Source organism: Aquabacterium sp., from assembly GCF_035476535.1.
GTDB lineage: Bacteria > Pseudomonadota > Gammaproteobacteria > Burkholderiales > Burkholderiaceae_C > Pseudaquabacterium.
The window spans coordinates 129,299-139,913 of sequence record NZ_DATILJ010000251.1; the positions used below are offsets into that span (position 1 = coordinate 129,299).

Annotated in this window: 13 protein-coding genes; 9 read left to right on the forward strand and 4 right to left on the reverse strand. The window is 66.0% G+C overall.

Translation table 11 applies throughout. The features are described from left to right. Positions 1 to 63 precede the first annotated feature (63 nt). Positions 64 to 720 carry a glutathione S-transferase gene (locus tag VLK61_RS25180; protein WP_325425155.1) on the forward strand — a complete coding sequence of 219 codons (657 nt, stop codon included), beginning with the start codon at positions 64 to 66 and terminating at the stop codon, positions 718 to 720. Between the two features lie 42 nt (positions 721 to 762). On the opposite strand, the gene VLK61_RS25185 is transcribed toward VLK61_RS25180, so the two are convergent. The 3 genes from VLK61_RS25185 to VLK61_RS25195 form a co-directional block, all read right to left on the reverse strand. Further along, complete coding sequence (locus VLK61_RS25185; protein ID WP_325425157.1) at positions 763 to 1,638, reverse strand: ferritin-like domain-containing protein; 876 nt, start codon at positions 1,636 to 1,638, stop codon at positions 763 to 765. A 406-nt stretch (positions 1,639 to 2,044) separates the two neighbouring features. Then, on the reverse strand, positions 2,045 to 3,007 hold the full coding sequence (gene corA / locus VLK61_RS25190; protein ID WP_325425159.1) for a magnesium/cobalt transporter CorA: 963 nt from the start codon (positions 3,005 to 3,007) through the stop codon (positions 2,045 to 2,047). Positions 3,008 to 3,195: 188 nt separating this feature from the next. Beyond that, positions 3,196 to 3,984, reverse strand: coding sequence for a response regulator (locus VLK61_RS25195; protein WP_325425161.1), 789 nt, complete (start codon positions 3,982 to 3,984; stop codon positions 3,196 to 3,198). Between the two features lie 146 nt (positions 3,985 to 4,130). On the opposite strand from VLK61_RS25195, the gene hpf reads away from it, so the two are divergent. The 3 genes from hpf (at position 4,131) to hprK (ending at position 6,114) form a co-directional block, all read left to right on the forward strand. Beyond that, positions 4,131 to 4,472 carry a ribosome hibernation-promoting factor, HPF/YfiA family gene (gene hpf / locus VLK61_RS25200; protein WP_325425163.1) on the forward strand — a complete coding sequence of 114 codons (342 nt, stop codon included), beginning with the start codon at positions 4,131 to 4,133 and terminating at the stop codon, positions 4,470 to 4,472. A gap of 204 nt (positions 4,473 to 4,676) precedes the next feature. After that, positions 4,677 to 5,147, forward strand: a complete 471-nt coding sequence (locus VLK61_RS25205; RefSeq protein ID WP_325425165.1) for a PTS sugar transporter subunit IIA — start codon at positions 4,677 to 4,679, stop codon at positions 5,145 to 5,147. Positions 5,148 to 5,160: 13 nt separating this feature from the next. Then, positions 5,161 to 6,114: an HPr(Ser) kinase/phosphatase gene (gene hprK / locus VLK61_RS25210; protein WP_325425167.1), complete on the forward strand. Its 954-nt coding sequence runs from the start codon at positions 5,161 to 5,163 to the stop codon at positions 6,112 to 6,114. 5 nt (positions 6,115 to 6,119) lie between these two features. Here hprK and fur read toward each other — a convergent pair whose 3' ends face one another. Beyond that, the gene (fur, locus tag VLK61_RS25215) at positions 6,120 to 6,548 is read right to left on the reverse strand and encodes a ferric iron uptake transcriptional regulator (protein ID WP_325425169.1); all 429 of its coding nucleotides are present in this window, start codon (positions 6,546 to 6,548) and stop codon (positions 6,120 to 6,122) included. A gap of 123 nt (positions 6,549 to 6,671) precedes the next feature. Between fur and VLK61_RS25220 the strand changes: the two genes are divergently transcribed. The 5 genes from VLK61_RS25220 to leuS all read left to right on the forward strand — a co-directional run. After that, the gene (locus VLK61_RS25220) at positions 6,672 to 7,226 is read left to right on the forward strand and encodes an outer membrane protein assembly factor BamE (protein ID WP_325425171.1); all 555 of its coding nucleotides are present in this window, start codon (positions 6,672 to 6,674) and stop codon (positions 7,224 to 7,226) included. 55 nt (positions 7,227 to 7,281) lie between these two features. Further along, complete coding sequence (gene dapB, locus VLK61_RS25225) at positions 7,282 to 8,100, forward strand: 4-hydroxy-tetrahydrodipicolinate reductase (protein ID WP_325425173.1); 819 nt, start codon at positions 7,282 to 7,284, stop codon at positions 8,098 to 8,100. Positions 8,101 to 8,108: 8 nt separating this feature from the next. Then, the gene (locus tag VLK61_RS25230; protein WP_325425175.1) at positions 8,109 to 8,762 is read left to right on the forward strand and encodes a MotA/TolQ/ExbB proton channel family protein; all 654 of its coding nucleotides are present in this window, start codon (positions 8,109 to 8,111) and stop codon (positions 8,760 to 8,762) included. Positions 8,763 to 8,821: 59 nt separating this feature from the next. Then, a complete protein-coding gene (locus VLK61_RS25235) occupies positions 8,822 to 9,208 on the forward strand; it encodes an ExbD/TolR family protein (protein ID WP_414636855.1) in 387 nt (128 codons plus the stop codon). Between the two features lie 40 nt (positions 9,209 to 9,248). Then, a partial coding sequence (leuS, locus tag VLK61_RS25240; protein ID WP_325425179.1) for a leucine--tRNA ligase occupies positions 9,249 to 10,615 on the forward strand: 1,367 nt, incomplete at its 3' end.

Consider the following 10,615-nt stretch of genomic DNA (forward strand, 5'->3'; position numbering starts at 1 on the left):
GCGTGGCGGCGACCGGCCCGCGCCGACGCCTAGACTGCAGCGACACACTCTGGAGACCTTGTGATGCTCACCCTCTGCGGCTTCGGCCTGTCGAACTACTACAACAAGGTGAAGCTGGCCTTGCTCGAAAAAGGCGTGCCGTTCGAGGAAGAGGCCTGCATGACGGGTTCGGCCGAAGAAGCCGTGCTGTCGTGCTCACCGCTGGGCAAGGTGCCCTTCATCCGCACGCCGCAAGGCAGCCTGTGCGAAAGCCAGGTGATCCTGGACTACCTGGAGGCCGCCTACCCCGCGGTGCCGCTGCTGCCGGAAGATCCGTGGCAGGCGGCCAAGGTGCATGAGCTGGTGACCTTCGTCGACCTGCACCTGGAGCTGGTGGCGCGCGAGCTATACCCGCAGGCCTTCTTCGGCGGCACGGTGAGCGAGGCCAACCAGGCGCGCATCCGCAAGCAGCTGGTGAAGAACATCGCCGGCTTCAAGCGGCTCGCGACGTTCGGCCCCTACCTGGCGGGTGAGACGTTCACACAGGCCGACTGCGCCGCCTGGGTCAGCCTGCCGCTGGTGGGCATGGCCAGCAAGATCGTGCTCGGCGAAGACTTGCTGGTGGCCGCCGGCATCGCGTGGAAGCCCTATGCGGCGATGATCGGCCAACGCCCGTCGGCGCAGAAGGTCACGGCCGACCGCAAGGCCGACCAGGAGCGGCTGGCCGCGCTGAAAGGCTGAAGCCCTGTAGCGGCTGAAGGGGCTGATTGGCCCCGAGGATCGTCAGGCCGGCGCTGCGCCGGGGGCGCCTGGCGCCAGCCGCGCGGCGGCCAGCGAGGCCGTCACTTCCTTGCGGTAGCGGTTGAGTTCCTGCACGCTGGCGAAGCTGCGCTCCATCAGCAGGCTCAGGTTGTGCAGGATGCGTTCGACGACCTTGTTCTCCCACACGGTATCGAACTGGATCTGCTTGTCCAGCCAATGCTCCAGCCAGGCCGGGTCCGGCAGGCGGCTCTGGATGGTGTCGCGCGGGAACAGCTTTTCGTTCACGTGCAGGTTGGTCGGATGCAGCGCCTGCGCGGTGCGGCGTGCGCTGGCCATCAGCACCCCCACCTTGGTGAAGGCAGCCCGCGCTTCATCGCCGAACTTCGTCAGCGCGCGCTTCATGTAGCGCAGGTAGGCGCCACCGTGGCGGGCCTCGTCCTTGGCCAGGGTTTCGTAGATCTGCTTGATCACCGGCTCGGTGTGCCATTCGGCGGCGCGGCGGTACCAGTGGTTCAGCCGCACCTCCCCGCAGAAATGCAGCATCAGCGTTTCCAGCGCCGGCGCGGGGTCGAATTCGAAGCGCACCTGGTGCAACTCTTCTTCGGTGGGCACCAGGTCCGGCCGGAAGCGGCGCAGGTACTCCATCAGCACCAGCGAGTGCTTTTGTTCCTCGAAGAACCACACGCTCATGAAGGCCGAGAAATCGCTGTCGTCGCGGTTGTCGCGCAAGAACATCTCGGTGGCCGGCAGCGCGGCCCATTCGGTGATGGCGTTCATCTTCACCGTCTGCGCCTGCTCTTCGCTGAGTCGCGTGCCATCGAAAGAGGCCCAGGCAATGTCCGAATCCATGTTCCAACGCACCGATTCGAGCTGCTTGAAAAGTTCCGGGTAGAGCATGGCGTTTCCTTGGGTAACCGCGCATTTTAGGCCGGACGCGGTGACAAGGGCTTGTTTGCGTTGAATCTCACTGCGCCCGTCCATGCGATGAGTCCAGTTGCAGATATCCGCTGACAGCTTGAAACCAATGAAGACCGGCACCCAGTGCTCGCCGGGAACCTTTTTGGCAGCGCCGTGTCAATGACTTATCGGACGCCCGGCAGGCTGGTATCAGTGTGTGGGTTCCGTGCCGCTTTCAGCCGTGCAGCCATCCGGGCAACCGGACAGCAATCCTGAGGCGCTTCTCCTCCTCCTCCCTCCCTCCCTCGTTCGCGTCAGGGCGCTGCACGGCTTCTTCCTCCTCCCGCGGTGAGAGTTCACCGCGGGGCCGGCGGACTGATGGATCAATCGGCTTCGACCGTCGGCCTCAGCGCAACCAGCCCTTGCGGCGGAAGTAGATGAAGGGCGCGGCCACCGAGGCCACCATCAGCGCGACTGCAAACGGGTAGCCCCAGGCTTGATCCAGTTCGGGCATGTGCTTGAAGTTCATGCCGTAGATGCTGGCGATCAGCGTCGGCGGCAGCAGCGCCACCGAGGCCACCGAGAAGATCTTGATGATCTTGTTCTGGTTGATGTTGATGAAGCCGACCGTCGCATCCATCAGGAAGTTGATCTTGTCGAACAGGAACGCAGTGTGCGAATCCAGCGAATCGATGTCGCGCAGGATCTGCCGCGCTTCCTCGAACTGCTCGGCATTGAGCATGCGGCTGCGCATCATGAAGCTCACGGCGCGGCGCGTGTCCATCACGTTGCGACGAATGCGGCCGTTCAGGTCTTCTTCCTTGGCGATGGCACTCAGCGCGGCACCGGCTGCCCTGTCGTCCACGTCCTGCGTCAGCACGCGCGCGCTGACCCGCTCCAGGCTATCGTAGATGCCCTCCAGCGCATCGGCCGAGTATTCGGCATCGGCATCGTAGAGCTTCAGCAGCACATCTTTCGCATCGCCGATCAAGGCCGGAATGCGCCGCGCGCGCAGGCGCAGCAGCCGGAACACCGGCAGGTCTTCGCCGTGCACCGAAAACAGCACGCCGTCCTTCAGGATGAAGGCCACGCGCACATTGCGCGGCGCCACGTCGTCGTCGATCAGGAAGTCCGAGCGGATGTGCAGTTCGCCGTTGTCCTCCTCGTAGAAGCGGGCTGATTCTTCGAGGTCGTCGTCGACGATGTCGTCGGGGATCGTCAGGCCGAAGCGGGCGGTGATCCAGCCCTTCTCCATCGGCGACGGGGACTCGAGGTCGACCCACACCGGCAGCGCGCGCGCCAGCGCTTCAGGGTTGTCGATCTCTTCCTGCACCAGCCTGCCATTGGCCAGCGCGAACACATTGAGCATGCTGCATCTCCAGCGCCATGGCAGCGCAGGCGTGCGGCATGGGCGGTCTTCGGGGGATTGGCGGGTCGTGCACCGTCTCACCCCGATTCGCGACGTCACCCCGTGGCGGGACGACTCAGACGCTGGAGTGGACGGTCACCGAGGGTGACTCTGGTCCAACGGATGGCTCCGATGTTGTGATCGGCAAATTATGGCAGCGCCGCGGCGGCCAGTGCGCCGTACTGCTCGCGCAGCAGCACTTCGAGGTCGTCGAAGGGTAAGGGCTTGGTGAACAAGCGCACGCTTTCCGGCAAGCCGCCGCGCTGGGCCACCTCGGACGGGCTCAGCGCCGTGACGACCACCACGCGCAACGCGTCCCCTCCAGGATTGTGGCCCTGCAGTGCGTTGATCATCTTGAAGCCATCCATGCCCGGCATGTTCAGATCAGTCAGCAGCAGGTCGGGGCTTTCGTCGCCGATGCGCAGCAGCGCCTCGAAGCCGTTCGTCGCGGTGCGAATTTGCAGCGGCAAATCCCAACCCTCCATGACCATGCAGATCAGCTTCAGCATGTCCGGGTCGTCTTCGACCACCAGGACGCGCAGCGGCCGGTTGTCACTGGCTGCAGCCGCGTTCGGCTGCCCGGACAGGGCATGGCTGCGTTCGGCGATCAGCTTTTCCACTGCGGCACGCGAGATGCGCCGGTGTCCGCCCGCGGTCTTCCACGCCGGCAGCACCCCGCCCTCGACCCACAACTGCACGGTGCGCAGCGCTACGCCCAGGCGTTCAGCAGCCTCGCGGGTGGACAGGACATCGGCATTGGCCGCGCTCTTTCGCATTGCGCTTGTTTTGTCGGCTGGAGGGCTTGCGGGCCAACGAAGGCCCGCAGGCTGGCTTCGGGTGCCGCACTTTAGCGTGTTTTGCCGGTTGCGGGTGCTGCCAGAGGCCCGTTTGTCCAGCGCGTCGCGCCGGAAACGCGGGCTGCGCAAGAAGTTTGGCAAACCATCGGATGCTACACCCGCCCCTGCACTTGTCACACGCGCGTCATCGGTAGCACACTGGGTTCGCAACGGATGGGCCGCACGCCATGTGCGGCGGCCCATTCCGGTGCCAGATCTTGGCCAACCCTCGTGAAAAGGAGGTTCTGATGAACCTGACGATCAGCGGACACCACCTCGAAGTGACACCGGCTCTGCGTGAGTACGTGCTCACCAAGCTGGACCGGGTCACCCGGCACTTCGACCAAGTCGTTGACATCAACGTGCTGCTGACGGTCGAGAAACTGACTGAGAAGGAACGAAGGCAGAAGGCGGAGGTCACCCTCCATGTCAAGGGCAAGGACATCTTTGTCGAACAGTCCCACGAGGATTTGTACGCCGCGATCGACCAGCTGATGGACAAGCTCGATCGCCAAGTGGTGCGCCACAAGGATCGCCTGCACGATCACCACCACCAATCCACCAAGCGCATGGACGCCGGCGCGGTCTGACAGTCCCGATCAACCCACAACCACGGCCCCTGCGGGGGCCGTCTTTGCTGTCGGGATCCTGACAGGGTGCGGCGCCGTGACAACATCCCGCAGACGGGGGTGCTGTCAACCGTGCAGTGCAGCAATGCATTTCTATAATCATCTCTCTGTCACAGGACCCGTTGTTGCGCAGGCCGGAACTTGCCGTGATGCGGGGTGAACGCCATGAACCGTCTCGCCGCTATCCTGCCCGCCAGCAATGTGCTGGTGAATGTTGACGCCACCAGCAAGAAGCGCGCGTTCGAACACGCCGGCCTGATGTTCGAGAACCAGCACTCGATTGCCCGCGCCACCGTCACCGACAACCTGTTCGCCCGGGAACGCCTGGGCTCCACTGGGCTGGGCCATGGCGTGGCCATTCCCCATGGCCGCATCAAGGGGTTGAAGAACCCGCTGGCCGCCGTGTTGCGCGTGCAGCAACCGATCCCTTTCGACGCGCCGGACGACGAGGCGGTGAGCCTGCTGATCTTTCTGCTGGTGCCCGAAGCCGCGACACAGCGTCACCTGGAAATCCTGTCGGAAATCGCCGAGTTGCTGTCCGACCGTGAACTGCGCGAACGCATGAAAGCCGCCGAAGACTCGGCCGCGCTGCACAAGCTCATCGCCGACTGGGCGCCGTTGAAGTCCGTCGCGTAAGCAGCAAGCCCCTTTGAAACCCACCTCGATCAGCGCGGAGGCCTTGTTCGAGGCCCATCGCGAAATCCTGCGCTGGGAATGGATCGCCGGCCACGCGCACCCGGAGCGCCGCTTCGACGAAGCAGCGGTGCGCGATGCGCAATCGGCCGCCGACCTGGTCGGCTACCTGAACTACATCCATCCCTACCGCGTGCAGATCGTCGGCCGCCGCGAGGTGGCCTACCTGTCGTTCTCCTCGCCGGAAGACCAGGAGCGCCGCATCTCGCGCATCGTGACGCTGGAGCCGCCGGTGCTGATCGGTGCCGATGGCGTGGCGCCGCCCGATCGACTGGTCGCGATGTGCGACCGCGCCGAGATTCCATTGTTCGTCACCAGCGAATCGGCCGGCCAGGTGATCGACATCGTGCGCGCCTACCTGGCGCAGCTGTTTGCCGACCGCATCACCCGCCATGGCGTTTTCATGGACATCCTCGGGCTGGGCGTGCTGCTGACCGGTGAATCGGGCCTGGGCAAGAGTGAACTCGGGCTGGAGCTGATTTCGCGCGGCCATGGCCTGGTGGCCGACGATGCGGTGGACCTGTACAAGGTGTCGCAAAGTGCGCTGGAGGGCCGCTGCCCCGAATTGCTGCTGAACCTGCTGGAAGTGCGCGGCATCGGCCTGCTGGACATCAAGTCGATCTTTGGCGAGACGGCCGTACGCCGCAAGATGCGGCTGAAGCTCATCGTGCACCTGGTGCGCAAGGAGACGATGGACCGCGAGTTCGAGCGCCTGCCCTACGAACCACTGTACGAAGAGATCCTGGGTATCCCGACGCGCAAGGTGGTGATCACCGTGGACGCCGGCCGCAACCTGGCCGTGCTGGTCGAGGCCGCGGTGCGCAACACCATCCTGCAGCTGCGCGGCATCGACACTTATCAGGAGTTCATCGAGCGCCACCAGCGCGCGATGGAACAAGGCGAGGAATAGAAGGCCTACTTGCCTTTGTGCGGGCAGGCCGTCTTGGTACAGACGGCGTACAGCGCCAGCGAGTGCTCCTGCAGGTCGAAGCCGCGCTCCAGGGCCACCGCCCGCTGGCGCTTCTCGATCTCGTTGTCGTAGAACTCCTCGACGCGGCCGCAGGTCATGCACACCAGGTGGTCGTGGTGCTGGCCTTCGTTGAGCTCGAACACCGACTTTCCGGATTCGAAGTGGTTGCGCGTCAGCAGCCCGGCCTGCTCGAACTGCATCAGCACCCGGTAGACGGTGGCCAGGCCGATGTCGGCGCCTTCGGTGAGCAAGGCCTTGAAGACATCTTCGGCCGTCATGTGGCGCTGGGCCGTGCGCTGGAAGACTTCCAGGATCTTGATGCGCGGCAGCGTGGCCTTCAGGCCGCTGCTCTTGAGTTCGTCGGCGTTTGTCATCGGCGTGTCCGGCAAGGGGGTGGTTGCCAGCAGGTCGCTGGCGTGCGGCACCACACTAGAATCCCCGGATCATATCCAGCCTGGTGCGGCGCGCCCGATGCGACGCCACCCACCCCCTCTCGCATGGCAGGCCTTCCCACCTCCGTTGTTCTCTTTTGCCGCCTGACCGCGCTGGCCGCCGCCGGGGCCGCTGCGCTGGCGGCCGGCGGCTGCATGTCGCTGCAGACCACCGACAACTTCCTCGGCGTGATCACGCCCTACCGCATCGACATCGTGCAGGGCAATGTCGTCACCAAGGAGCAGGCCGGCCAGATCAAGCCCGGCATGACGCGCAACCAGGTGCGCGACATCCTCGGCTCGCCGATGCTCACCGACATCTTCCATGCCGACCGCTGGGACTATGTGTTCACGATCAAGCGCCCCGGCACTGAGCCGCAGCAGCGCACCATCGTCGCCTATTTCGACGGGGACGCGCTGAAGCGCCTGGACGCGCCGGAGCTGCCGTCCGAACGGGAGTTCGTTGCCTCGATCAGCCGCACCAAGAGCACCGGCAAGAAGCAGGTGCTGGAACTGAGCGACGAGCAGAAACAGGCACTGCCGCGGCCAGCGAAGGTCGACCAGCCGCCCGCCGAGCCTGCGGGCGCCGTGCGCAGCTACCCGCCGCTGGAACCCTCATGAGCGCGCCGGGCCGCCCCAAGGGCGAATACCGGAGTGCGAAGCACGAGGTACTCCAATGAGCACGTCCGCCCCGCCCCTGCGCATCGCTATCACCGGCGCCAGCGGACGCATGGGCCACATGCTGATCGAAGCCGTTCTGGCCGCGCCCGATTGCCAGCTGGCCGGCGCGCTCGACCTGCCCGACAGCCCCAGCCTGGGCCAGGACGCCGGTGCGCCGCTGGGCCGCAACACCGGCGTGGCCATCACCAGCGACCTGCGCGCCGGGCTCGCCAACGCGCAGGTATTGATCGACTTCACCCGCCCCGCCGGCACGCTGGCGCATCTGGCGCTGTGCCGCGAACTCGGCGTCAAGTGCGTCGTCGGCACCACCGGCTTCAGTGCCGAGCAGAAGGCCGAGATCGGCGCCGTCGCGCGCGACATCGCCGTGATGATGGCGCCGAACATGAGTGTCGGCGTCAACGTGGTGATGAAGCTGCTGGACCAGGCCGCCCGCGCGCTGAACCAAGGCTACGACATCGAGGTCATCGAAACCCACCACCGCCACAAGGTCGATGCACCCAGCGGCACCGCCTTGCAGATGGGCGAAGTGCTGGCCAGCGCGCTCGGCCGCTCGCTGGCCGACTGCGCGGTGTACGCCCGTGAAGGCGTCACCGGCGAGCGCGACCCATCGACCATCGGCTTCAGCGCCATCCGCGGCGGCGACATCATCGGCGACCACACGGTGCTCTTCGCCGGCATCGGTGAACGCATCGAGATCACGCACAAGAGCACCAGCCGCGTCGCCTACGCCCAGGGCAGCCTGCGCGCCGCGCGCTTCCTGGCCGGGCAGGCGCGCGGCCTGTTCGACATGAACGACGTGCTGGGCCTGCGATAGCACCGCCGATGGAAGGCCTCAGCCAGTTCTGGACCCAGAGTGACGCGATCGGCCGCACCGTGGCCGGCCTGCTGCTGGCGATGTCGATCAGCGCCTGGGTGGTGATCGTCTGGAAGGCCTGGGTGCTGCAGCGTGCGCGGCGCGACATCGCACGCGCGGTGCCGGCATTCTGGTCGGCCGACTCGGTGGAGGCCGGCGCCACCCGGCTCGGCGCGCTGGACCGTGAGCAGGTGCTGTCGCCGCTGCTCACCGCCGCCGCGGCGCGCCAGGGCAGCGGCACGCTGGAAACGCATGGCGCGCTGGCCTCGCAGCTCACGCGTCGCCTGCGCGACGCGCTGCATGGCGGCCTGGCCCACCTGCAGTTCGGCCAGGTGCTGCTGGCCTCCATCGGCAGCACGGCGCCCTTCATCGGCCTGTTCGGCACCGTCTGGGGCATCTACCACGCGCTGGTCAGCATTTCGGCGGCAGGCTCGATCACCATCGAGAAAGTCGCCGGCCCGGTCGGCGAAGCGCTGATCATGACCGCCGCCGGCCTGGCCGTGGCCATCCCGGCGGTGCTGGCCTACAACCTGTTCGGCAAGTGGATCGGCGCCTGCGAGGCCGAACTTGAAGGCTTCGCGCACGACCTGCGCGAAATGGCGCTGGACACCGCCAGGCACTGAGCCCCGCGGGCAAGCACATGGCATTCGGCCGGCTCGAACGATTCAGCGGCTCGCGTCCGATGAGCGAGATCAACATGACGCCGCTGATCGACGTCATGCTGGTGCTGCTGGTGATCTTCATGATCACCGCGCCCTTGATGACCTCGAGCTTGAAACTCGACCTGCCCAAGACCGAAGGCGCCAAACCGACCGACGCGGCACAGTTCATCACCGTCGCGGTCGATCCGCAGGGCCAGCTGTATTGGGGCGACGAAGCGGTGACGGCCGAGCAGCTGAAGCTGCGCGTGCGCGAAGCCGCCGTGCGCAACCGCGCCACCGAGGTGCAGTTGCGCGCCGACAAGAGCGTGTCCTATGGCCGCATTGCCGAGCTGATCGGCCTGGTGCAGGAAGGTGGCTTGACGCGCATCGGCTTCGTCACCGAATCCGGCGCATCGCCGGCGCGTTAGCCCCCGAGGCCTGCAAAGGGCCACTCCTACAATCGGGGCCATGAACGAGAAATACGCTCCCACCGAGCTCGAAGCCGCGGCGCAGGCGCACTGGAACGCGACGGACGCCTACCGCGTCACCGAGGACGCCAGCCGCCCGAAGTTCTACGCCTGCTCAATGCTGCCCTACCCCAGCGGCAAGCTGCACATGGGCCATGTGCGCAACTACACGATCAACGACATGCTCACGCGCCAGCTGCGCATGAAGGGCATGAACGTGCTGATGCCGATGGGCTGGGACGCCTTCGGCCTGCCGGCCGAAAACGCCGCGATGAAGAACAAGGTGCCGCCTGCCCAGTGGACGTATTCGAACATCGCGCACATGAAGGGCCAGATGCAGGCCATGGGCCTGGCGATCGACTGGTCGCGCGAGGTCGCCACCTGCGACCCGGCCTACTACAAATGGAACCAGTGGCTGTTCCTGAAGATGCTGGAGAAGGGCATCGCCGAACGCCGCACGCAGGTCGTCAACTGGGATCCGGTGGACCAGACCGTGCTCGCCAACGAGCAGGTGATCGACGGCCGCGGCTGGCGCTCCGGCGCGGTGATCGAAAAGCGCGAGATCCCCGGCTACTACCTGAAGATCACCGGCTACGCGGAAGAGCTGCTCTCCGCTGTGGCGAATCCGGACGACCCGCACTACCTGAGCGGCTGGCCCGAACGCGTGCGGCTGATGCAGGAGAACTGGATCGGCAAGAGCGAAGGCGTGCGCTTCGCGTTCCCGCATGCCATCCACGATGCCGGCGGCACCCTGATCGGCGACGGCAAGCTGTGGGTCTTCACGACCCGGGCCGACACCATCATGGGCGTGACCTTCTGCGCCGTGGCGCCCGAGCACCCGCTGGCCACGCATGCCGCCGCGACGAACCCGACCCTCGCCGCCTTCATCGAGGCCTGCAAGGCCGGCGGCACCACCGAAGCCGAGCTGGCGACCAAGGAAAAGGAAGGCCAACGCACCGGCCTCTTCGTCACGCACCCGCTGACCGGCGAGCAGGTGGAAGTGTGGGTCGGCAACTACGTGCTGATGAGCTATGGCGACGGCGCGGTGATGGGCGTGCCCTCGCACGACGAACGCGACTTCGCGTTCGCCAAGAAGTACAGCCTGCCGATCCTGCAAGTGATCGCCGTCGAGGGTGAAGCCTTCTCCGCCGAGGCCTGGGCCGAGTGGTATGGCGACAAGCAGCGCGGCCGCTGCGTCAACTCCGGCCTGCTCGACGGCCTGGCGCTGAAGCCGGCGGTCGACAAGGTGGCCGAAGTGCTGACGGCCAAAGGACTCGGCGAGAAGAAGACCACCTGGCGCCTGCGCGACTGGGGCGTCAGCCGCCAGCGCTACTGGGGCACGCCGATCCCGATCATCCATTGCGACGA